At 56.2% G+C, this 22542-nt stretch carries 22 protein-coding genes and 3 tRNA genes; 15 read left to right on the top strand and 10 right to left on the bottom strand.

Annotation, left to right across the window (positions count from 1 at the left end; genetic code table 11):
- Window positions 1-4: 4 nt before the first annotated feature.
- The 11 genes from BMZ01_RS02040 (at window position 5) to BMZ01_RS01990 (ending at window position 9726) form a co-directional block, all read left to right on the top strand.
- Window positions 5-81, top strand: a tRNA-Arg gene (locus BMZ01_RS02040).
- Window positions 82-323: 242 nt separating this feature from the next.
- Window positions 324-1118, top strand: a complete 795-nt coding sequence (locus BMZ01_RS02035; RefSeq protein WP_092284218.1) for a MerR family transcriptional regulator — start codon at window positions 324-326, stop codon at window positions 1116-1118.
- A gap of 230 nt (window positions 1119-1348) precedes the next feature.
- Window positions 1349-1546 (top strand): hypothetical protein, encoded by a 198-nt coding sequence (locus BMZ01_RS02030; protein WP_092283928.1) that lies wholly within the window; start codon window positions 1349-1351, stop codon window positions 1544-1546.
- A 371-nt stretch (window positions 1547-1917) separates the two neighbouring features.
- Window positions 1918-2580 (top strand): hypothetical protein, encoded by a 663-nt coding sequence (locus tag BMZ01_RS02025; protein WP_092283926.1) that lies wholly within the window; start codon window positions 1918-1920, stop codon window positions 2578-2580.
- A gap of 725 nt (window positions 2581-3305) precedes the next feature.
- Entirely contained in the window at window positions 3306-4778 is a 1473-nt protein-coding gene (locus tag BMZ01_RS02020) for an MFS transporter (RefSeq protein WP_092283924.1), read from the top strand.
- A 36-nt stretch (window positions 4779-4814) separates the two neighbouring features.
- Window positions 4815-6458, top strand: a complete 1644-nt coding sequence (locus BMZ01_RS02015; RefSeq protein WP_092283922.1) for an amidohydrolase — start codon at window positions 4815-4817, stop codon at window positions 6456-6458.
- A 127-nt stretch (window positions 6459-6585) separates the two neighbouring features.
- A complete protein-coding gene (locus BMZ01_RS02010) occupies window positions 6586-6783 on the top strand; it encodes a hypothetical protein (protein ID WP_092283920.1) in 198 nt (65 codons plus the stop codon).
- Window positions 6784-6995: 212 nt separating this feature from the next.
- Window positions 6996-7877, top strand: a complete 882-nt coding sequence (locus tag BMZ01_RS02005; protein WP_092283918.1) for a glycerophosphodiester phosphodiesterase — start codon at window positions 6996-6998, stop codon at window positions 7875-7877.
- Between the two features lie 63 nt (window positions 7878-7940).
- Window positions 7941-8753: a mycolate reductase gene (gene cmrA / locus BMZ01_RS02000; protein ID WP_092283916.1), complete on the top strand. Its 813-nt coding sequence runs from the start codon at window positions 7941-7943 to the stop codon at window positions 8751-8753.
- A 179-nt stretch (window positions 8754-8932) separates the two neighbouring features.
- The gene (gene orn, locus BMZ01_RS01995) at window positions 8933-9568 is read left to right on the top strand and encodes an oligoribonuclease (protein WP_223845991.1); all 636 of its coding nucleotides are present in this window, start codon (window positions 8933-8935) and stop codon (window positions 9566-9568) included.
- 85 nt (window positions 9569-9653) lie between these two features.
- Window positions 9654-9726: transfer RNA gene (locus BMZ01_RS01990), tRNA-His, on the top strand.
- Between the two features lie 110 nt (window positions 9727-9836).
- Here BMZ01_RS01990 and BMZ01_RS01985 read toward each other — a convergent pair.
- Entirely contained in the window at window positions 9837-10151 is a 315-nt protein-coding gene (locus BMZ01_RS01985; RefSeq protein ID WP_092283914.1) for a DMT family transporter, read from the bottom strand.
- A 281-nt stretch (window positions 10152-10432) separates the two neighbouring features.
- Here BMZ01_RS01985 and BMZ01_RS01980 point away from each other — a divergent pair, with 281 nt between their 5' ends.
- The gene (locus tag BMZ01_RS01980) at window positions 10433-11722 is read left to right on the top strand and encodes a TsoY family (seleno)protein (protein ID WP_092283912.1); all 1290 of its coding nucleotides are present in this window, start codon (window positions 10433-10435) and stop codon (window positions 11720-11722) included.
- A gap of 83 nt (window positions 11723-11805) precedes the next feature.
- Here BMZ01_RS01980 and BMZ01_RS01975 read toward each other — a convergent pair whose 3' ends face one another.
- The 3 genes from BMZ01_RS01975 to BMZ01_RS01965 form a co-directional block, all read right to left on the bottom strand.
- Window positions 11806-12717, bottom strand: coding sequence for a helix-turn-helix domain-containing protein (locus BMZ01_RS01975; protein ID WP_092283910.1), 912 nt, complete (start codon window positions 12715-12717; stop codon window positions 11806-11808).
- 24 nt (window positions 12718-12741) lie between these two features.
- A complete protein-coding gene (locus tag BMZ01_RS01970; RefSeq protein WP_092283908.1) occupies window positions 12742-14082 on the bottom strand; it encodes an MFS transporter in 1341 nt (446 codons plus the stop codon).
- A 473-nt stretch (window positions 14083-14555) separates the two neighbouring features.
- The gene (locus BMZ01_RS01965; protein ID WP_092284214.1) at window positions 14556-15791 is read right to left on the bottom strand and encodes a L,D-transpeptidase; all 1236 of its coding nucleotides are present in this window, start codon (window positions 15789-15791) and stop codon (window positions 14556-14558) included.
- Between the two features lie 699 nt (window positions 15792-16490).
- On the opposite strand from BMZ01_RS01965, the gene BMZ01_RS01960 reads away from it, so the two are divergent.
- Window positions 16491-16566, top strand: a tRNA-Lys gene (locus BMZ01_RS01960).
- Window positions 16567-16706: 140 nt separating this feature from the next.
- On the opposite strand, the gene BMZ01_RS01955 is transcribed toward BMZ01_RS01960, so the two are convergent.
- The 5 genes from BMZ01_RS01955 to BMZ01_RS01935 all read right to left on the bottom strand — a co-directional run bounded on the left by BMZ01_RS01955 (window position 16707) and on the right by BMZ01_RS01935 (window position 20343).
- Window positions 16707-16952 carry a helix-turn-helix transcriptional regulator gene (locus BMZ01_RS01955; protein WP_092283906.1) on the bottom strand — a complete coding sequence of 82 codons (246 nt, stop codon included), beginning with the start codon at window positions 16950-16952 and terminating at the stop codon, window positions 16707-16709.
- The gene (locus BMZ01_RS11095) at window positions 16949-17122 is read right to left on the bottom strand and encodes a hypothetical protein (RefSeq protein ID WP_177180016.1); all 174 of its coding nucleotides are present in this window, start codon (window positions 17120-17122) and stop codon (window positions 16949-16951) included. Before BMZ01_RS11095 ends, BMZ01_RS01955 begins: the two co-directional genes overlap by 4 nt.
- Window positions 17123-17355: 233 nt before the next feature.
- Window positions 17356-18288, bottom strand: coding sequence for a Dyp-type peroxidase (locus BMZ01_RS01945; protein WP_092284212.1), 933 nt, complete (start codon window positions 18286-18288; stop codon window positions 17356-17358).
- A gap of 206 nt (window positions 18289-18494) precedes the next feature.
- Window positions 18495-19877: a GntT/GntP/DsdX family permease gene (locus tag BMZ01_RS01940; RefSeq protein ID WP_092283902.1), complete on the bottom strand. Its 1383-nt coding sequence runs from the start codon at window positions 19875-19877 to the stop codon at window positions 18495-18497.
- Between the two features lie 187 nt (window positions 19878-20064).
- Window positions 20065-20343, bottom strand: coding sequence for a DUF3618 domain-containing protein (locus tag BMZ01_RS01935; RefSeq protein WP_092284210.1), 279 nt, complete (start codon window positions 20341-20343; stop codon window positions 20065-20067).
- Window positions 20344-20541: 198 nt separating this feature from the next.
- Here BMZ01_RS01935 and bcp point away from each other — a divergent pair, with 198 nt between their 5' ends.
- Together bcp and BMZ01_RS01925 are read left to right on the top strand one after the other, a co-directional pair.
- The gene (bcp, locus tag BMZ01_RS01930; RefSeq protein ID WP_092283900.1) at window positions 20542-21021 is read left to right on the top strand and encodes a thioredoxin-dependent thiol peroxidase; all 480 of its coding nucleotides are present in this window, start codon (window positions 20542-20544) and stop codon (window positions 21019-21021) included.
- A 178-nt stretch (window positions 21022-21199) separates the two neighbouring features.
- On the top strand, window positions 21200-21943 hold the full coding sequence (locus BMZ01_RS01925; protein ID WP_092283898.1) for a TetR/AcrR family transcriptional regulator: 744 nt from the start codon (window positions 21200-21202) through the stop codon (window positions 21941-21943).
- A 106-nt stretch (window positions 21944-22049) separates the two neighbouring features.
- On the opposite strand, the gene acpS is transcribed toward BMZ01_RS01925, so the two are convergent.
- Entirely contained in the window at window positions 22050-22508 is a 459-nt protein-coding gene (gene acpS / locus BMZ01_RS01920; RefSeq protein WP_092283896.1) for a holo-ACP synthase AcpS, read from the bottom strand.
- Between the last annotated feature and the right edge of the window lie 34 nt (window positions 22509-22542).

Here is a 22542-nt window from a genome sequence, read left to right as displayed (position 1 = left end):
AAACGCCCCCATAGCTCAGTGGATTAGAGCATCCGGCTTCTACCCGGTGGGTCGCGGGTTCGAATCCTGCTGGGGGCACCATAGGGCACCTACCACGTGGAACACACACCACGACGTAGGTGCTTCTTCTTTTTCGCGTGCGGGCGTGGGCTACTCGCGCCTAAAAAGTAAGCAGGCGCGGCAAACCCCAGCTTCTTGCCGAGCCTCAACAGGCGTGGGGACCTTGGGGCGCGGGTCTCAGGGAAAGCAAAATTGAGCCTGCAGAGCGAAAGCTTTTTTGTGGGCTTGCACCTGACGTTGCGTGAGGCATCACAATGGTGCGCATGGATCACGATGAGAGTTTTTACACCGTCGGTGAAGTGGCGCGCAGCCTGAAGATCACAGTGCGGATGCTGCACCATTGGGAAGCCCAAGGGCTGATCGAGCCGAGCGAAAGAAGCTGGTCGAACTACCGGCTGTATACGCCCGAGGATGTAGAGCGCATTCAGCAGATCCTGATTTACCGCGGCACTGGCATGAAGCTGTCGGAGATTAAGGAGCTGTTGGTAGATGGTTCATCACCGTTAGAGCACCTGCACAGGCAGCGGAAAAGCTTGATGGAGCAGCAGGCGCGGCTGCTAGGCATGGTGCGGGCAATTGACACACTTTTGGAGAAGGAAATGAAGAAGGAAAAACTGGAACTGGCTGAGATCGCTGAGATTATTGGCGACGCGCACTTTGTGGAATATCAGGCTGAAGCTGAAGAACGCTATGGCGATAGCGATGACTGGGGGATTTACCAGGAACGCGCGAGGAAGTGGGATGCAGCGCAGTGGGAATCCACCAGCAAGCAGATGGAGGCGATTGATGGGCAACTAGCCCAGGCGCTTCGGGCAGGTGTGGCAAGCCACAGCACTGAAGCTACTGAATTGGTGGAAAAGCACCGTGAAGTACTCAACGCATTCTTCCCGGTATCGCGCGCGAAGCACTATCTGATCTCACGAGGCTATGTGGGTGATGAGCGCTTTAAGAAGTACTACGACAGCCAGGAAGAAGGCTTGGCGCAGTGGTTGGCGGATGCGATTGCGCATGTGGCTCAAACTCGTGGTGTTGATCTAGAGAACCCGGAGTGGGCTTAGTCGGTCGGGCTGTTGGGGTGGGTCCCAACGTTGTGGGCGGCGATACCCCCATATGGGGACTAACATCGCGCCTCTGCGAGCGGCGAAGTCCACAGAATTACCCCTAAACCCTTGTTTAGCGCGTGGAATCTCCCTAGCATCGGAAGATACGTGACCACGACATACTGTGGTTAGCCGCTTTTTTAAAACCCCGATATACGGCTAGTGCATAGGGAAAGGTGAACATCACTGTGGACAATAACGTGAGCAATATGGATCAAAAGGAACAGGACCGCAAGCTCGGCGTTGCCGCCTTAACCGCCGGTGGAGTGTCGCCGCTACTTGCGACATCCGTGCCGGTAGCAGGGGCTGCGCTGCCACTGTGGGGACTTGCCGCAGTGGCATTCCCGGCTGCAGCGTTCTTCTTTTGGCGCGCAAAAGGGGCCTAATTATTCAGCAGGGTTATCTGGGGAGGACACCGATAAGTCGGATTAAGTAGCAAAATGTACTCCATACCCCGTCACCTCACCAGGCCAGCAACCCTGCCCTCGACACCATCCCAGCCACTAGATAGATCATCCATACAGGCCGCCGCTCCACTTCCCAACGGCCCCACTTCAGACGATATCGAGTGCTACAACATCGGTAAAGGTGGTGTGATTTACTGCCCACCACAGCGCGGAGTACACTTCACATTCAGAGCGTTAAGGCAAGTTGCAGGAAATCGCTCTGTCCTGCAGAAATTGGACCTGGTAACAGGCCAATAGGGATCAAAAATTACGCGATTAGATCCTCTGACATACCTACTACAAGGAGTAAAATGCGCATTCTAAAAGGTAAGTCAGTGATCACTGCAGGCGCAGCCTGCCTGATCGCATTCCTCCCAACTACTGCCGCAGCCCAATCGTCTAGCTCCGCATTGCTTCCCGCCTTCTCGAGCAGCTCTCTCGCCCAGCCCGTCGATCAGAACAAGACATGCTCGCAGAACAGTTCAGAAACTAAAAGTGAGAAACAGAAAATTCTAGACGCTGCGCAGGAGGAGTACGAAACTTTCGATCTACAAGCAGAGATTGCGAAAGATCCCGGTAAGTATCAGGAAAACATTTCCATCATCGAAAATTCTCCAGCGCTAGTCGAATACTTTAATAAGTACTCTGCTTTTCCAATGGAAGACATGCAGCGTCTTGCAGCTAGCACCCCTACGGTCGCCGTGCAAGAAATAGCAACGAATCTCGAGGGAAAAGCGCTCCTACTCCATCCATCTACAGGTTCGCCGGAAGTTGTGCCACAGGACGAAGCCGATAAGTACGATAACTTTCCGTCACTTCTAACAGGACCCTGCTGGAAGAGCTATGTCGGGGCAGGCACCGCAGCGGTACTCGGTGGATTCTATTGCGGTCTTGGCGGACCAATTCTCATGGTGGCATGTACTATCGCATATAGTGCAAGCGGTACTCATATTGACTGGAATCGATACTGCTAGGGTCAAAGCACAATGAAAAGGTTCCTGTTATACACAGCAATACTGGTATTGCCAGCCTTAGTATTTTATCTCGTGGCGGAGTTTTTCGACATGGGGCACGAGAGCACCCGGCTTCTTTGGTGTGTATTAACCGGCCTTGGCCTTTCGGCAAACTGCCTGCTTAGACTCCCTAGTAATAAACGCAACAGCGCACAGACGGAAGAAGCCCAAAAATAGCTCCCCTTCGCATTCCTGGGAAGCGCAAGATAGCAATGTCGCAGAGGCACGTACTGATGCGACCTGGGTCCGGGAGAATTGGTTAGGCAGCACACGCGCGTGCTGTTGTGCGTGCTGTGTCGGATGAAGGTAAAACCTATTTCCGTGCTTTCCCCGGGGGTTGTTGATGGGTAATAAGTGAAGTCCGTCAGGTGACAGCCTGGCGGGCTTTATTCATTGATGGGGTCTATTGGGGTGGCCGGGGGATTTTTTTCGGCGGTTGCATAGCGCCGTGTACCCTGGCTCGGCAGCTAGCGACGCTAAGCGAAAGTCACTTTCCTTAGTAATACCAAACAAGCATCCAAGCCTGACGGGGTTAATTTTCTGGGGGTAATTTCTCACATAAGCTGGCGCACAATCTTGCATTCGATGTGAGCTGCCACATAGAAAGTGATATACGATTAGCACCCACTAAGGCCGAATCAGGCGACCTGTGGAGGTCCTTAACCCAGAATTCTCCAGGATCGTATATGACCACTCCTCTTCAAAAGTCGCGCTCTGCAATGAGCCCTACCCTGCCCGATACCCCCACTCCCCAGGAGTGGAAGGCACACCACGGGCGCTTCAAAAATCCTGTCCTCGTTGCCACCATGTGCGTTGCCGTGACCAGTGGCCTCCAGGGCGTGGACCCTTCCTTGCATTCCGTGGCTATGCCAGCGGCCGCGCAAGCACTCGGGATGAGTCCCTCAACTGCTTCCTTCCTCAAGTCCCTAGGCACCATCTTGCTTTCTGCCAGCATGCTCGGTGTCGGCTCGATTGGTGATCGCCTCGGTCGCCGGAAGGGCCTTCTCATCGGTACCACCGGAATGGCGCTTGGTTCGCTGATCACTGCGCTATCGATGAATGCGTGGACGTTCGCGTTGGGGCGTGCGGTCACCGGCATTGCCACCGCCATGTCCTTCGCCATGTGCCTGGCTTTCCTGCCGACCCTGCACCAACCACGGCACCTCCCCAAAGCCTTCGGCATGTTCTTCGGCACCGGCGCCACCTTGATTGTGTGCGCCACCGCAGTATCCGGAACCATCCAAGGTCTTTTCGGTTGGCGTTTCACCTACCTGGTGGTCGGCGCGCTCTGTCTGATCATGACCCTGGTTGCGGCCGTGGTGCTGCCGGAAAACCGCGCCCTGCAGGTCGGCAAGTTTGACACCCCGGGTGTCATCCTGGCTGCCATCGGCATGGTGTGCCTGGTCTATTCCATTGGCCGTGCCTCTGTACTGGGCTGGTCCCACCCCTTGGTGTGGGGTGGCTTGATCCTGGCCGCCATCATCCTAGGGGTCTTCGCCCGCTGGGAGATGCACACCCCTACCCCCGCCTTCCCGGTGGAGCTCTTCAAAATTCCGGCCTTTATGGCTGCTTGCTTAGGTGGAGTGCTGTTCAACTGGGCGGATGCCACCTTGCTTGGTCAATACCCCGCACTTGCTATCCCGCATGGCGTGCCCGCCGCCACGGTATCGGTCATTGTGGCGGTGCTCTATGTCGGCATGATCATTGGCGCGCTAGCTGCAGGTGCCGCCCAAACTCGCTTCGGGATTAGTAACCGCGGCATGTTCACCTCTGGGCTGCTGCTCTGCGGGGCTGGTCTGGCGCTGCAAATGCTCCTGCGCGACCCGCACGATATTGTGCTGCCGCTTATCAGCATGATCGTCGTTGGCTTCGCCGTCATGTGGATGCAAAACCCCCAATCTGCAGTGATTATGGGCTCCGCCCCGCAGGACAAGCTTGGCGCAGTGGGTGCTGTAAAACCCGCGGTTGGCCAATTCGGTTTCGGGTTGGGCTTCGCCCTCGCTGGTCCGCTAGCTGCCATCTTCATGGATGGCCCCGAACTCACCACGCACGCCTACTCCATGGGCCTGGGCCTTCAAGCCCTCTTCTTCCTCTTTGCCACTGTGCTCATCTACCTGTTGATGCGCCCTCGCAACGCCGACAAAGCCGAAGTCGCTTAAGACCCCGCTCGCTCAGAAAGGAACTCTCCCCTCACCATGGCTGCCACCACTATTTTCCTTAACGCCCGGCGCATCCACACCATGGATGATCAACACCCCAACGCCGAAGCCATCGCCCTCGAAAACAATAAGATCCTGGCTGTAGGCACCCGCGCTGAAATCGAAGCACTCGCGGATGAAAACACTGAGGTCGTTGATCTAAGCGGCAAAGTTCTGCTACCTGGTTTCGTCGAAGCCCACGGACACCCCACCTCCGAGATGGCCTTCATCGGCCCCGATTCCATTGATATTCGTGCCGCCATCCGTCATAGCGCCGAAGGTGTACTCGCAGCGCTACGCGAAGGCGTTGCAGAAGCCGAAGCCAGCGGAGATCCCGATGCCTGGGTGACCGCCTTCGGTTGGGATCCACTTCTACTGCCCGACCTTCCGGAGATCTCCGGGGCTTTCCTCACCGAGCTATCCCCCACCGTTCCGCTTTCGGTGATGCACTATTCCGCGCACAAGTCCTGGGCCAATGATGCTGCCTTAAAACGCCTAGGTATTAATAAGGCAACCGCCAACCCCGGAGCCTCGGAATATATTCGCGATGATCAAGGCAACCCCACCGGCGAAGCCCTAGAGATCCCAGCTTCGATGATCCTGATGGGACCGGCCATGGAAGTCACCGAAGATCGCTTCGACGAATTCCTCGACCATGAGCTCAACCGCATTAGCAAGGTGGGAGTTACCACCACTGGTGATCTCGCTTTCCACCCCGATAACTACGCCATGATGGAAAAGTACGTCGGCGCTGGCAAAGCCATTGTGCGGATGCGCGCCTACGAGATGTCCGGGCTCCGTGAGAATGTCCCACCCGTTGAGGAAGCCCAAGCAGCGGCCTGTGATCCGGAGATCTTCCGCCAGGTCGGCATGAAGGTGTGGACCGACGGTTCGCCCTGGGTAGGCAATATTGAGACCAGCTTCGGCTATGAAGACTCCGAAGCCACCCGCTCTATTGGTATTGAGCCGGGCCATAAGGGTTGCTCGAATTACACCCGCGATCAGCTCAGCAGCATCTGCCGCGAACACTTCGCCAATGGCTGGCAAATGGCTTGCCACGTGCACGGCGATATTGCCGTGGACATGGTCTTGGATGTGTTTGAAGAGATCCAAGAAGAATTCGGCCGCACTGATGGTCGCCTGCGCATGGAGCATTGCGGCACCATCACCCCAGACCAGGTTCGCCGCGCCCACAAGCTCGGTGTGGCAATCTCCTTCTTCGTGGCCCATATCCAGTACTACGGCGATGTGCTCCTAGAACTCTTCGGGGAACGCGCCAACCTATGGACCCCGGCCGGTACCGCAGAAGAAGTGGGCATGCCTTTCTCCTTGCATAATGATCCGCCGGTTACCCCGGAATTCCCCCTGGGCAATATTGAAGCAGCCGTAACCCGGCGCGCCCCGAGTGGAAAAATTTTAGGCCCAGAGCAGCGCACTAGCCGGATGGCGGCGCTGCGTGCGGAAACCATTGATGCAGCATGGCAGATTTTCTCTGAGCATGAAGTTGGGTCACTAAGCCCTGGGAAGTTCGCGGATCTGGTGATCCTCGCCGATGATCCGCTGGAAGTTCCCGAAGATGAGATCTCGAAGATTCAGGTGCTAGAGACCTGGTTGGGTGGCAAGCCGGTTTATCGCTCTTAAGAACGCGGTACCCTTAAAGACAGATGCCCCACTGCCCTGCTCACGTGGCTGCCCTGCCAACGGAACTGTGCAGGGGCTGTGGCATGAATTGTTGTCTGTTTAAGAAAGGCCCTAAGGCACCTCAACCATGATGAAGATTCTGACTCTCCCCTTTAGGCTCATCGGCTGGCTGATCGGCCTGGTCTTCAAGCTGATTACCGCCCTACTCGCCCCGATTGCCCTGATCGGTGGCGCTGGTTTCTTGGGTTATAAGTACTTCGAGTCCAACCCGGAGGCCCTCGAGAAGGCCAAGAAGACCGCCATGTCGAAGATCAAGGGCGAGTAATACACACCTCTCGCTAGAAGGCGACGCATGCACCGCACAAGCTTTGCTCCACAAGCTTTGCTTTAAGAGCTTCGTTTTGTGCGCATGCGTCGCTTTTCTTTTCCGCACTCGGCTTCAACGCACTCGGCCTACATGGCCCGCCTGCAATGCACTCGCCTGCAACGCACCCGGCCTACATGGCCTCGCCTTATATAAGGAACACCTAGAACATCATGATCTTCCCGGACTTTGATCTCCAATCCCACCGCGGCGGCCGCGGGGAAACCTATGAGGAATCCCTTCTGGCTTTTCAAAAGTCTCTAGAACTCGGGGTCAGCACCTTAGAGCTCGACATTGTGCTCTCCAAAGATGGGGTGCCCATGGTGTGGCACGACCCGGAAATCCAGGCTGAGAAATGCCGCGACACCACCGGGAATTATGTGGGCCGCGATGTTCATGAGCTCACCTTAAAACAGCTGCGCACCCTCGCCTGCGATGTGAAGCTTGAGGCCTTCCCGGATCAAGAAATTCCGCCGAAAAACCGCATGGCTACCCTCCCGGAGGTGTTTACGCTGTGTGCCTCCTATAACTCCCGGGTGCTGTTCAATATTGAAACCAAGATCGAGGCCGATACCCCAGAGCGTTCCGCAAGCCCCCAGGAATTCGTGGATGCCATTTTAGATGCGGTGGAAACCGCCGGGGTTGAAGACCGCGTGATTATCCAAAGCTTTGATTGGCGTTCCCTACCGCTGGTAAAAAAGCGCTTCCCCACCATGCCCACCGCCGCGCTTTATGATGCCTCCACGTGGTTCGAGGGCACCCCCTGGATTGCCCCTGCGAAGTTTGGCCCGGATGTGCTCCAGGCGATTGCGGATCTAGGTGCTGATTATGTCTCCCCGGATCACCAGCTGATCAGCGGCCCGAGGTATATCCAGCGTGCCCGTGACCTGGGCCTTATTGTGCTGCCCTGGACGGTTAATGATGCCGCGCGGATGAATCGGCTGATGGATTGGGGTGTCGATGGGCTCATCACGGACTTCCCCACTTTGCTTCGGCAGGTGATGAAAGAGCGCGGCATGGAGCTTCCGGCTGCCTACCAACCCGCCTGCGCTTGAGTTCAAGCAGGTACTCTGAAGAGCACGACACCCCAAAAAGCGAAAGGCATTGTTGCTTCCACCATGGGTTTTCCTCACGCCTCCCCGGACACGTACGCACTGATTACTGGCGCTAGCCAAGGCATTGGCATGGCTATGGCCCGCGATTTAGCTGCCGAGGGCTATAACTTGATCATTGTGGCCCGGCGAGAAAATATCTTGAAAGATTTCGCCGCAGAGCTGGAAAACACCCATGCTGGTTTAGGCATTAAGGTGATCCCCTTTGCCTGCGATTTAGCGAAAGCTGAGGAGGTGGATCGCCTGCTGGAGTTACTCGATGAAAAGGAATGCAGCATCGTCATTAACTCCGCCGGTATTGCTAGCTTCGGCCCCTTCCTCAAGCAGGATTGGGATTATGAAACCCAACAATTCGACCTCAATGCCACCGCAGTTTTCCGCATCACCCATAAGGTATTGCCACAAATGGTGGCGCGCGGTGAGGGCGCATTATGCAATGTAGGTTCCGCGGCCGGCAATATGCCGATCCCTAATAACGCCACCTATGTGTTCACCAAAGCTGGGGTTAATGCCTTTACCGAGGCCCTGCATTATGAGTTGAAGAAAACCGGTGTGCATTGCACTTTGCTGGCCCCTGGCCCGGTGCGCGAAGCCATTGTTCCGGAAGAAGAACAATCCATTGTGGATAAGGTCGTTCCAGATATGTTGTGGACCACCTATGAATCCTGTTCCGCCGAAACTTTAACCGCCATGCGCAAGAATAAGCGCCGCGTGGTGCCCGGCCCCTTAGGTAAAGCGATGAATGCGGTGTCCCAAGTGGCGCCTACTGCGGTGTTATCGCCGGTCATGGGTTGGTTTTATCGCAAGATGGGGCAATAAACACCCCCTTTTTGGCCCCTGTGCTTTACCCGAGATCCTCGGGCTAGGCGCGTAAAAAAGAATGCGGCGTGGCATACCCTCGGCGCTGAGCATCACCGGGGGTGCGATGCATGCGAGCCGTGGGCCGAAGGATCTCGAAGAAAGCACACCATTAAAAGAGTTGGAATAAGGAGCACAAAGTGAGCGAAGAAGTAGCGGCGAAGAATGATCGTTTAGTGTGGATCGATCTGGAAATGACCGGTCTGGATATCCATGAACACACCATTGTGGAAATTGCTGCGATAGTCACCGACGCCGATCTGAATGTGATTGGCGAGGGCGTAGATTTAGTGGTGCATGCCAGTGATGAAGAGCTGGCGAAGATGGATGACTTTGTCCAGAATATGCACGATTCCAGCGGATTAACCGAGGAAATTAAAGCCTCCACGATTAGCTTGGAGGAAGCCGAAAATGCGGTGCTGGAGTTAATTGCCACCCATTGCGATCCGGAGCATCCTGCGCCTTTGGCGGGTAATTCGATTGGTACGGATCGGATGTTTATTCGCGAATATATGCCGCGTTTGGATGCGGCTTTGCATTATCGCATGGTGGATGTGTCCTCGATTAAGGAATTGGCGCGCCGCTGGTTCCCGCGGGTGTATTTTAAGCAGCCGGAAAAGGGAATGGCGCACCGCGCATTAGCCGACATTGTGGAATCCATTCGGGAATTGGAGTATTACCGCCGCGCCATGATCGTGGCGGACCCGGGGCCAAGCTCCGAGGATTGCGACGCCGCCGCTAAGGGCGCAATCGCCCGCTACCAGGAGTTTTTCTAGAGGAGCTCGCGGGATTTTTGCATTCCGTGCGGGCTCGGCTATAGTTTCCTTTGCTGCTGAGCGAAGCAATCCTTCGGCAGTAATGGTGGCTGTAGTTCAGCTGGTAGAGCACCAGGTTGTGATCCTGGGTGTCGCGGGTTCGAGCCCCGTCAGCCACCCCTAGTAATTGACCCCCAACCTTTGAAACATGAGGTTGGGGGTCAATCTGTTGTGCGGGTGGGGGTGGGCTCTGGGTGCAGGGCGCTTGGGGTGCCCGGGGCGATAATATTTAGCTCAATGCTTTCAGCCCCACTACCCCACCAATGATCATGGCGATAAAGAGCATCTTCGCCCAGGAGAAGGCTTCTTCCCCGGTAACCAGGGAATACACCAGCGCCACAATCACGCCGACTGCGACCCAGGCGGCATAGGCGGTTCCCACGGGAAGGCCTCTTAGGGCCCAGGCAAGTCCACCCATACTGATGGTAAGTGCGGCGAAGAAGATCAGGGAGGGCCAGAGGCGGCTGAAGCCTTCGGAACGGTCTAGCGCGATCGCCCACACTCCCTCGAATAAACCAGAGAGGATCAGGACGGTCCAGTGCACAGAAGTGCTCCTTTGTGTTGAGTTTTTAGGTGAGTCTGGGGGTAAGTCTCGGGGTGGGAGGTATTCCTGGTGGGCTGCCCATACCCCGTGATCGAGGGTACGCGAAGTGAAGGTGCGTGGGCCTTGGGTGCGTGGTCAATGGTATGACTTCGTGGGTACCCCCATGGGTATCTGAGGGAATGGTCTTTGGATGAGCACTGTTCTAAGGTTCAGAAGCTATACCCCGGGGGGTATTTTTCCTGGGGTTTCACCTTGAGAGATGAAAGCGAGCGTCATTAACCATGATTCGCGACCTGGGCGAGAAGTATTCGCCACTATATTTCCTGGCCGCCCTTGGCTTTGGCGGAATGTCCGTATTCTTCTTCATGGCATTCATGCACATCACCCCGCACCCTGATACCCCGATGCCCACCTTCGAGTCCATCCAGGACGCTTGGGCAAGTGGTGGGGCCTTCATGAAATACGCCATCGCCATTGGCTATGTGGGCATGGTGATCATGTTCGCCGTGCACCTTTTCCTCTTGGCATGGAACCTGCGGGAATTCTCCGCTTTCCGTAAAACCGAGGCCTATCGCACTTTGAAGGCCACCAACGCGGAAGTAACCCTCATGGCCATTCCGCTGACCTTGGGCATGACCGTTAATGGCATGTTCGTAGCCGGCATGGCTTTGGTGCCGGGCTTGTGGGGTGTGATTGAAAATCTCATGCCGCTGGCTTTGGTGCTCTATGGCTCAGTTGGCGTGCTGGCGCTGGTGATTATGTCCACCTACTTAAAGCGCGTGATTGCCGCGGGCTTTGACTTCAAGGCCAATGGTGGCCTGAACCAGCTGCTTTCGACCTTTGCGTTCGCCATGATCACCGTTGGTTTTGCCGCACCCGCTGCGATTTCTAGCAATAAGACCATTGTGCTCTTGGCGATGCTCGGCTCGCTCTTCTTCGGTTCCATTACGGTGCTGCTCTTTGTGGTGTTCCTACCGCTTGGTGTGATGAGCATGCTGCGCTATGGGCTGTCGCTTCCGAACTCCGCTACCTTGTGGTTGGCGGTGCCGATCTCCACGCTGCTGACGATCACCGCACTGCGTTTGCGCCACGGCTACCAAACCTTAGAGACCTACTCCCCTGCCTATGATGGCGCTACTCATCCGAAGTCCTCGATTGCCGTGCTGGTGCTCTTGGCTGCCTCCATCATGTTCCAAATGACCTTCCTTGGGTTGGGCCACCTGGTGATGCGCGCCAATGGTTTCTACAAACAATTCCTCTGGGGCCGGGAGACTGCCTCCCCGGCAGCATTCACCCTGGTCTGCCCCGGTGTGGGCCTCTCGGTTGTGTCCATGTTCGCCCTGCACGTTGGCCTGGTTGCCAATGGCATGATCGAGAAATTCTCTACCACCTACTACGTGCTGATTGCCGTGATTGTGGCGATCTTCCTCGTCACCTTGTGGGCCGGTATCACCTTATTCCGCAACCAATTGCTGCGCTCTGGGGCTTTCGCTGGCGTGGCAACTCCGAAGGCTCAAGCCCAGGCTCAAGCAGGGCGCGAAGAAGCCACAGTTGAGAAGGTGAACGCTTAGAACAGGGCTTAAGGTTCTAGGATTCGCTGGAGCCTTAGCAGTTGCTAGGTTTTAGCAGTCGCTGCGGATTTACCAGTCGGGTTTTACCAATCGGCGTGAGGGGGTGGCGCCGGCACTGCTGGCCGAGCATCACTGTGGGCTCGCCGCAGCGGCTGCGGCACCTTTTTAAATACTGGCACCCAATCGGCGCTTAACACGTCAGTGTTCAGCGCCATTTCCATTGCCGAGGTACCTGAAGCTCCGCGGGCCAGTGTTTTAAAAATCGCATCGCGAATATCCTGCGGTTCCGCGGGGATGCGGGTGGGTAGGCCGAGGCGTTTGGCCAGTACTTGCACCGCCGGGGTCCAGGGGATCTGCGGATGTGCCGCTAAAACTTTGCGGGCCGCGACCGGCCCGAGATACGCACCAGTGCAAAATGCCAGTGCTTCCAAAGCGCGGGTACTTAAAGACTCTGGCGCTGCGGTGGTGCTGGGTAGGGCCTGGGCCAGAGCACTTAAAGAACTGTGGTTGACCTCCCGGCATAGGCCGGCTTGGGCTTGCACAAGTACTGCTGCCTGGAGGGTTTCGGTACTCCTTATGCTCACGGGATGAGTGAGCAGAGCTTCCGCATAATCTGGGTTCCCTACAGCCCATGGATCCGCGGCGTGGATACTAGCCCGCAGCAATTCCACCCAACCCACTACTGGTTCATTCGCCACGGTTTCTTGGTCTTCTAACTGCGGGTTTTTACTTAGGACTGCATGAAGCAATCTCGGCAAGGCGGTCTCGGACATCGCTAGGCGGCTTTCAAACCGGTTGCCAGAAAGTACCTCTGGGGCGATACCTAATCTTTTGGCTAGCACTTCTATTTGTTGCACCGTGGGTTGGGATTGCCCAGATTCCCATCGGCTTAAGGTCGCGTTGGAGCAGATGCCATGACAAAGGTCGCGTTGGCTTAATCCACGGTCTTTGCGGGCGTGGCGTAGTCGACGTCCGAAGGCTGCCTGATTTGTCATAGCGGGAACTACCTCATATGCGAATTAGCGCTTGGAGAATTGAAACAAAATTAGTGTGACGATCCCAATGAGGAAACTTCCTGAAGCGATCAATATGGCAAGCCCCGCTGCGCTAGCACTCCAGGCACCAACTCCAGCTGCGCCTAGTGCCCCACCAAGTTGCAGCATCACCCGGGTATGCGCGCTAGCAGAGGCAGCCTCAGCTTGGGGTGCTACTTCAAACGCCGCAGCTAAGGCAACCACCGTGCCAGCACCAGCACCCAAGCCACGGATCAGGTGACCTATTAATAATGTGGGGCCAAGCGGATGCGCTGCGGGGAGTGCCAGAATCGCGGTGCCAACACCAATGGCAATGAGCCCACCACCGATAATTGGAATCGCAGGGACCTTAGCTAGTGGCCCTTTTACTAGGGATCGAGAGAGCCACGCACCAGCGCCTTGGATGGCTAGCAATAGTCCGACTTTGATGGGGTCTGCTTCGAACCATTCCTCAATTTGCAGCACCGTTGCCAGCAAGGTGCCATAGAATACTGCCCCGATTACCAGGCATAAACCCATGACTGCGCTAAAAGCTTGGTTGGCATAAAGGCGCATACCTAAAAGTGGATGGTCCGCGCGGAGATCAAGGCGGATATAGATCAGCAGTGCCGCCAACGCTGCTAGCGCCCACCAGGGATTATGTGCGCTGACTGCCCATAGCAGTGCGGCAAGGCCGATACTGGCGCTGAAAATTTGCAGTGGTCCGACTGGGTCGGGGCTTCGGTTAGCGGTGGGGATGCTGCGCCACGCTAGTGCGATTGCGGCTAATCCCAGTGGAATATTGATGAAGAACATCCATCGCCAGCCCACTGCGGCAATGATGGCTCCGCCGAAAAGCGGGCCGAACGCTGGGGCAACTACTGCCGGAAGACCAATGGTGGCAAGCGCCGCGCGCATACCGGCAGGACCAACCATGTCCACCAAGAGTGATTGCACCGCCGGCATAATAAAACCGCAGGCTAAGCCCTGCACCACGCGGAAGATAACCAATGCCATAAAGTTCGGTGCAAGCCCGCATAACAGCGAAGCAATCACAAAGGCACTGACTGAAATCAGCCAGGTAGTCCGCGAACTTAAGCGACGTGTAGCGGTAGCGGATAAGGCGATGCCAATGGTGGCGGCCAGCATATAACTAGAGACCGTTAATTGGACTTGTGCTGCTTCGACCCTAAATTCTTCGCCGATCGTGGGGACCGCAACATTGACCATGCTGGAATCCAAGAGTGGCAAAATGGCGGAAAGTAGCAGTGCCGCCATGATTGTTTTTGAAGGTGTTGCCGGGCTCGGGTTTTCTTTTCGGGTGGCGGTGCTGTGTGGGGTGCTCATGCGCTTGCCTCACTTCCACCCGTAATCCGGGTGAGGAATTGAGTCCTACGGTGGCTGTGGCTGAGCGAAGTAGTACGTGCACCGCTTGGGGTACGGGACTGAGCACCACCTCGGGCGCTCCCTATGGGGGAGAAAAATTTTTCCATGAGCGTGAGATCCCCTCCTTGACTAGATCTGGGCTGCTTTTCTTAGGCAGCCCAGTGTTCTAGTGGCGGTGCGGTGATCTCAAGGGGGTACGAAGGCGTTGCAGAATAACAGCTAAGTTTCAGCAACGCCACAGCTCAGCGGGCTAATGGCCCGAGGTTGTTACATTGGATACCCCCGGGCTAAAAAAATTTTTATCGCTGCCCCGGTGATCTATATCGCGGGGATGCTTGTGGCCCTGCGGTAGCGTTTGCGCGGGCAGCAGCGTTTGGCAGCCTAAGCCACTACCCCGCCCGCGCTGCGGTCCCTTCTACTTCTTAGCTATTGGTTTAGCCGCCTGTGGATACGCGCGCATTACCAGCGCTCCAAGTTCCCCAGGGGATATTCCAATCACCCAGGCCATCAAAGCCACTGAATTCACCGCCGACGGTGTGCTGCACAATCACCACATCACCGGGTTTGACGGTTTCTTGGAACCATTGCGCGATCTCATCGGTGACGTTCACGCAGCCGTGAGAAGTATTGGTGTTGCCCTGCGCCCATACTGACCACGGTGCGCCGTGTACATAGATGCCCGAGTAGGACATCTGGGTCGCGTACTTCACCTTCACGCGGTAGCCGCCCTCATCATGTGGAAGACCATAGGTCTCCGAATCCATAATGAGTTCCTTGTGCTTATCGCCAATAATGTAGGTGCCATTCGGGGTGGGCCATTTACCGCTACCTAAAGACACCGGGATGCTGCGGAGCACTTCCCCATTGCGGCTTACCGTCATCATGTGGGTGCGATCATCCACAATGGCGCGCACATCATCACCGATGGTGAAGGAAGTTTCATTATCGGCTTCACCATAAATGCCATTGCCCAGATCCTTGCCATAAATCTTGGCTTTCACGGTGACCTTGGTGCCGGCTGCCCAAAAATTCTTCGGACGCCAGCGCACCTCATAATTATTCAGCCAATAAAAGGCACCATCTACTGGCGGATCGGTGATCACTTCAATGGCATCTTGGGCTGCTTCGCGGTCGGCAATCGGGTAGCCAAAACGCATCGAGATGGTTTGCCCAACGCCCACAGTGGCGCCTTCTAAAGGAGAAAGCGCTACCGCTGCTGTGCCATTCGGGGTTTGGGTACTAAAGGTCAGCTCAGTGGTCTTACCGTTTTTATCCGTGGCTTTTAAGGTATAGGTGCGGTAATAGCCCAGCACTTCGTCGTTTTCCCAACGGCGACCATCATCGCTGAGCTTGGATTCCACCTCATAGCCGTTCTCATTGGTCATCACCACGGATTTAAGGCCGTCCCCTTGGGAGCGCACCACAATCTTCTCGGTGGGATCCACCCCGGTCTCACCATCACGGACGCTCACCGCCGGCGCTAATTTCTCCGGCGGCTTAGCGGCACTGCTTTGAGTCTCTTCCTCAGCAACCTGAGCGGTACCGCGCTCAATAGTGCAGGCACTCAAGGTGGTGGACACACCGCTGATCACGAAAAGTGCAGCCAACCCGGTTTTAATTCCAGCGCGAAAGTTGCGATTAGCCTTGCGTGGCGAGGGTCGAGAAAGCATCATGCCTGCCGGTGTGCAGGAATCATCTACGGCTGCAGGAGTAGCACTGAAGTTGCCGACCTGTTCGCTCACACTTACACCTTCCACTACCAGTCCGGGTTCACCATGGTTCATGGTGATCACCAGGCAGGTAGGCCCGCGCTGCGCAGTAGCTTTGTGGCTGCTGCGGGTCACGGGACCTTGTATCGATCACGGGGTTGTTCTTTGAGGTTGATTCTTATGGGAGAGAATTTTCCACGAAGGGCTCCTGGTCATAACTACTTCGACCCCTGGAAGGCTGCGTCGCCGAGGCGATCATCCTTCGGGGCCTCACGTCATGACATCGGAAACCTCAACACTAGTTGGCTTCGGTACAGAACTTCTCATCCAGGGCAGCGTTGTAACCAGAACGAGATCAAATCGTTGCCTCGAAGCCACCATGCGGCCGTGGTCACTGTCATACAGCGCCAGCAACCCATGGCAGAATTAGATTCCCGTCACAACTTTGCAGTGTCATCCGGATTCCAGTTTCTCCATGTCCTCGCTACTGCGAAGCATTGAAGAAAAACCATGATACCTGCCTCCCCTGGAAAAGAGATTCTGACCTGGGAGTTTTTATTTACTCCCACCGTGGTGTTATATTCTTCTTCGTTGCCAGCGAGGCCCACACAGAAATGTGCGAGCCGCTGAGGACCACAAGCCTCTGAAGCTTCCAACTTCGCGCCATTAGCTCAATTGGTAGAGCAACTGACTCTTAATCAGTGGGTTCGGGGTTCGAGTCCCTGATGGCGCACCATCACTCCCCAGCTAGTCCAAATTCTGGATCCGGCTGGGGACTTTTGCTTTCCAGGTACAGGCTACCGGGATCCACAGGGACCTAGGAGAAGCCCTAGCGCCGCACACCCCGGTACTGCCACACCGGCACCGCCAATAGAGTTACTCCCCCAGCACCCCGCCCGCCGGGGAGCCCGGCACCGGAGATCCAGGCCGTTTTTCCTGCCACACCCGAACCTCCTCCGGATCCCACAACGGCGTGCAATCCAAATACGCCACCGGCGAAGGTGCGCGATGATCCGCCACATACCGCCGCCAGGTGGTGGGGCTAATCCCGCAATGCGAGGCGCACTCCTTCGAACGCCACAGGGGTTTCCCCGTCGCAGCATCCACAATGATGGCCCTCATGACGCCACCACGCATTCGTCAAAGGCAGCATGCCCAAGGGCAGCGGAGGGCCCAAGGCCAGCGGAGGACCCAAGGTCAACGGAGGACCCAAGGTCAACGGACTCATGAATACGCACTGCGCGTAGCAACATGAGTTGCTCACTTTCTCGCAGACTTATCAACATATTCATGGTCATGTCCTTACTCATTTCTGTCTTAGGTGAGTGTGGGTAATTAGGTGCTGAACCACCTCTTCTGAGCTGATTCACTTATCACCTTAAAAACGGTTCGGAACACGCCTCTCCCAAAATTCGATCGCAATAGCGAAGCCATAATCGCACCCCGCACCACTCCCCTCCCCTGAAAACAACAAAACCCCCTCCATCAAGGAAGGGGTAATGCATGAAGATGTTAAGCCAAGGAGTTAATCCTCATCTTCTAGCTGGCCAGTGGCCTCCATAATCCTCATCAAACCTTGATTACTTGGGCACACATACCAACTACCAGTAATAGCGGTGGTGAAGTAGGTGAGCATATCGCGCGGCCCACCATCAGCACCCGCCATTCGGCGCAGCATCTCATTCATGCGCCACTGGTCGAAAGTAAAACCAACAAATACGGTGCCGTGTTCACCACGATCCCCATAGGCAACATTGCGGCGATAAACATCCAATTCTTCGCCATCAACTTCCACCACCGAGCGCGCCACATGCGAAGATTCTGGCTTTTCTTCATCATCTAGCTCCACGCTATCAACCTTGGTGCGGCCAATGGCGTCTTCTTGTTCCTCGGTGGAAAGCGACTCCCACTCCTGAGTTTGGTGCACCCACTTTTGGAATAACAAAATAGATGCCCCTGCACCGGGTTTTCCATCCGGAATAGCCACCACACTGGGCGCCTCGAAAGCCCCAGGGTTCTCAGTACCATCCTCAAACCCAGTCAGGTCACGATTCTTCTCATAAACCCAACCGATAGTTTCATCTGCGACCTTGAAATAGGGCTTTAAGTGATCAAGGATTTTATGAGACACATCGAAGCACTGGGAACGCGAACTCGATGCCACATAAAGCCACGCATCATGCTGGGTGGCGGGCATGGAATAACCATCTTTGCCCTGCATGGGTTCATTAAATCCATGCACATTTTCCGGCACATCCTGCGGATCAGCGACCTGTGCCCACAATTCCGGACGCACGCCAATCACAATATTGGCCCCACAAGTACTAGGCAGGTTCGCTGCCGCAGCCAGGGCACCAATACTGGTTTTCCCTTCGCTTGCAGCATCAACGAGTAAATCCAGCTCAAAATATGCGTGATCTGTTACACCTAATCCGGTAATGCCACTTTGGTACGTCATGGCTTCCATCTTCCCACGAAGCCGCGCCACACGACTGTTTAAGGTCATACTTACCGCCAAGTTCAGGACACTTAAGCAATGCTTTATCCCGAGATCGGGTGGAAAAGGGGGGGCTGCGCACAAAGCACCCCTGCAGGTGCCTGAGCTAGACGACGCTCAGTTCCTTCGGGGTGCCGGAGTTTGCGGGCAATACACCTAGTGCTTACTCAAACCACCAGGCTAAAGAGCATGACAACCGCCAAGCCCACCACAGACAAGATGGTTTCCATCAAAGACCAGGTCTTAAAGGTTTGGGGAACAGTCATACCGAAGTATTCCTTCACCAACCAGAAACCAGCATCATTAACGTGCGAGAGGAACACCGACCCCGCACCAATAGCCAGCACCAGAAGTGCTTGGTGGGTGGGTTCCAAACCGGGGGCTACGGGGGTCATAATGCCGGCTGCGGTAACGGTGGCAACGGTGGCAGAACCAGTGGCTAAGCGGATAGATACCGCTACGAGCCAACCTGCAAGTAGCGGGGAGACCGGGGCACCTTCAATCCACTGCGCAATCACATCGGCCACACCGGAATCCACCAGGGTTTCTTTGAAGCCACCGCCAGCACCCACAATCAACAAGATGCCCGCAATGGGCCCAAAAGATCCGCCCACAATATCGGAGACACCCTTAAGACCGCGCCCACCGCGCATCCCCAAGGTAAACATCGCGAAGAAAGTGGTCAGCAACAGCGCCACCAGCGGGGTGCCGATAAACACTAAGAAGGTGGCGAAGAAATTAGCTTTTTCCCCAATGGTGGTTTCCACCACGGTGCGCAGCAACATAAGCACCACCGGCATAAGCACCACCGAGATACCCAAGCCGAAGCTGGGGCGTTCTTCTTCCGGTACCGGGTCGGAGGAGACGAAGGTTTTAGGTGCATCAATAGGCACCCATCGCGACATGAATCCAGCAGACAGCGGACCGGCCACAATCACCACCGGGATGGCAGCTAAAAGGCCTAGCCCTAAGGTAAGGCCCAGGTTCGCACCAAGGGCATCAATGGCGATGAGCGGTCCTGGGTGCGGGGGAACAAACCCGTGCAGTGCGGACAGCCCGGCCAGAGCCGGAATGCCAAGGGCAATGACTGGTCGTTTAGCGCGGGAGGCGACCATCATGATCACCGGAAGAAGTAGTACCACGCCGACTTCGAAGAAGAGCGGGATACCAATAACGAAGGCCAATGCGGCCATGGCCCAGGGGAGCATCTTGATAGGCGTGGTGCGTAGGAAGCCATCAACGATGGCATCCGCGGCACCGGATTTCACCAATAAGGCGCCGATCGCGGCGCCTAGGGCAATGAGCACGCCCACGCTCCCCACGGTGGCGCCAAGGCCCTTGGAGAAAGCGGTGAAAGCCTGTGGGAGGGCAATGCCAGCACTTAGTGCCAGCACCGCGGAGCCCACCATAAGCGATAGGAAGGGGTGTAAATGCGCCCATACGATAAGAAGCACAATCACGGCGATGCCCACGCAAGCAGCTAAAACGAGCTGCCCTGGGCCCGCGGTGGTTGTTACTTCATCTGCGGCAAGAAGAAGTCCAGGGTTCATAGGGTTTAAGGTAGTTCTTTTCTTCCCCTCTTTTGTGGTGGTTGTTAGAACTCCCACAACCGCACTAACCCCGCTTTGCTACCCCCGCCACTTTCTGCATAAAGAAACGCGCAGCCAGGACACACTGCGCCCCCGCGGGGCGGTGTGTTGTGACTACGCGTGTAGGAAGAAGCTTAAGGTCCGGTACTTAGACGCGGCCGGCCAGGAGCTTTTGGAGTTCCTTAATATCATTGCTGCGCTTGCGGGAACGCAGCACGGAGATAACGATGCCGCCAACAATGACAGCGCCGACGCCGAGCAGGATCTTCTGGATCTGCGGGTCGCGGAGCTTAGCGGTAGCGGTTTGCTTGGCGTCATTGACCACGTTTTCGGGGCGGCTGCGGTCTGCGAGTTCGTCGAGGGTGCTCGCCAATTGGCGACGGGTGCGCTCGATGTCGCGCTGAATATCATCGATCTTTCGTGCCACGGGTTTAACTCCCACTTTCATTCTTCGCTAGGTTTTTGCTGCTTCCGATTGTTCCACACTTTCTCGCGCCGGTGGGACATTGGGGGCGAGGCAGACCCCAGCCCCAGGACCAACACGGGGATCAGCGGGCGCTCACACGCCCAGCCCGCGGGTCTCGAGGAAAGCAAAAGAATTCTGTGGGGCGCTAAAGTCGTTGCCATGAGTGATGAGAATCGTTTGAAGGTGGGCGATGTTGCCCCGGATTTTGCGTTGGTGGATGACCGTGGCGAGCGCGTGAGTTTATATGAGCTTACGGCGCAGGGGCAGCGGGTTTTGGTGTATTTCTATCCGCGGGCGAATACGCCGGGGTGCACGAAGGAGGCCTGTGACTTCCGAGATAATTTGGGGGTGTTGAATGATTTGGGGGTGGAAGTTGTCGGGATTTCGCCAGATAAGCCGGAGAAGTTGGCGAAATTCCGGAAAGATCATGGGCTGACCTTTAGGTTATTGAGTGATCCGGAGAAGGAAGTGATGAGCGCGTGGGGTGCGTTTGGGGAGAAGAAGAATTACGGCAAGGTTGTGCAGGGCGTGATTCGTTCTACCTTGATGGTGGAAGCTGATAATACAGTTTCGCTCGCAAAATATAATGTGCGGGCAACCGGGCATGTGGCGCGGATTGTCAAGGAACTTAATGGCTAGTCGACAGCGCGTGGGTGGATGTAGCGCTCGCGCGTGGGCGGCAAGTTTAGGGTACAAATAGTTAAAACTATGTACTGCTAAGGGACTCGCTGCTGCGGGAGGCCTGTGGCTGTGGCTGTTGCCTGTAGCTTGCGACTGTGGCGGCTGGACTGAAGGGAAGGAGGAGAGCTAGCTCATTATGAGTAGTCATGCTCGCTCTCATCCTGTGCCCGAATCGCGTGGCGATGCGAAGGCACCTAGTGCCGCGAAGGGGTCTGATGCCGCTGAGGACGCTGAGCGTCTTCCGGAGGGAAGCCATAATGCGGCACCGGAGTTGCTGTTCCCGCGCCGGCGCCCAGCCCAAAAGCGCAGCCAGGAGCGTTTTGATCGGATTTTGATTGCCTCGCGGGCAGCTCTGGTGGAGTTGGGGTTTGAGTCCTTTACCTTTGATGAGGTGGCGCGCCGCGCGGAGGTACCGATTGGGACCTTGTACCAATTCTTTGCCAATAAGTATGCGCTGATTTGTGAATTGGATCGGGTGGATACCGCGGAGGCAGTTGCGGAGTTAGAGAAGTTTTCGGTGCAGGTGCCGGCTTTGCAGTGGCCGGAGATTCTCGAGGAGTTTATTGATCACCTGGCGCGGCTGTGGTGGGAGGATCCTTCGCGGCGTGCGGTGTGGCACGCGGTGCAGTCAACTCCGGCGACGCGGGCGACGGCGGCAGCTACTGAGCAGGAAATGATTGAGATTATTGCCAAGGTGGTGGCACCTTTGGCGAAGCATTTGGATGCCGAGGAGCGGCGCCGGCTGGCAGGGTTGTTGGTGCACACGGTGTCGTCGATGCTGAATTATGCGGTGCGGGATCCGGAGCCGGAGCATTTTCATTCCTTGGTGCAGGAGACCAAGCGGATGCTGATTGCCTATTTATTTGCGGTTGCTTCTTAGGGCTGGCATGGGGCCCTCGGGGGGGGGGTGAGCGCGCGCTTTGGGTGCGCGCCCAGGGTGTTGCGACGCGTGGGTCTCCGGAGCTGCGCGGTGCCTGGGCCTTGCCTTATTCGGGGAGTTGGAGGAGGCATTGGGCGATGGCGTAGTCGCCATCATGGCTAATACTTAATTGTGGTTGCGGCAGGTTGGGGCCGAAGCATTCTTTGAGTGCCCGGTGGACGCGCCCGCGTAAACCTAATTGGATGCGGCCATGGGCATCAGGGCGGATTTCAATTTCAGACCAGTCGAGTTCTTCCGGCGCGATGATGGGGGCGCGACCATAGAGGGCTTGACTCCAGGCTTTGATGAAGGCTTCTTTGGCGGCCCAGCGGCCAGCAAGATGTGCCGGGCGTTGGGTTTCGGGTTTGGTCTTGGCGACGCGGGTTTCTAGCGCAGAGAAAACCCCGCTAGCAAAGCGGCTTCCTACTTGGTGTAGTTGCTCGCTGAAGCTGGGCACGTGCACCAAGTCAACGCCAATGTAGAAGCGTGGGGTGCTGCCGGCTGTGCTAGCGGGGTTGTGCTGCATGAAGGATATTCTTCCCTACTCGCGCAACCTCATG

Source organism: Corynebacterium spheniscorum (genome assembly GCF_900113445.1).
Taxonomy (GTDB): domain Bacteria; phylum Actinomycetota; class Actinomycetes; order Mycobacteriales; family Mycobacteriaceae; genus Corynebacterium; species Corynebacterium spheniscorum.
This window is presented reverse-complemented; position numbering and strand designations above follow the sequence as displayed.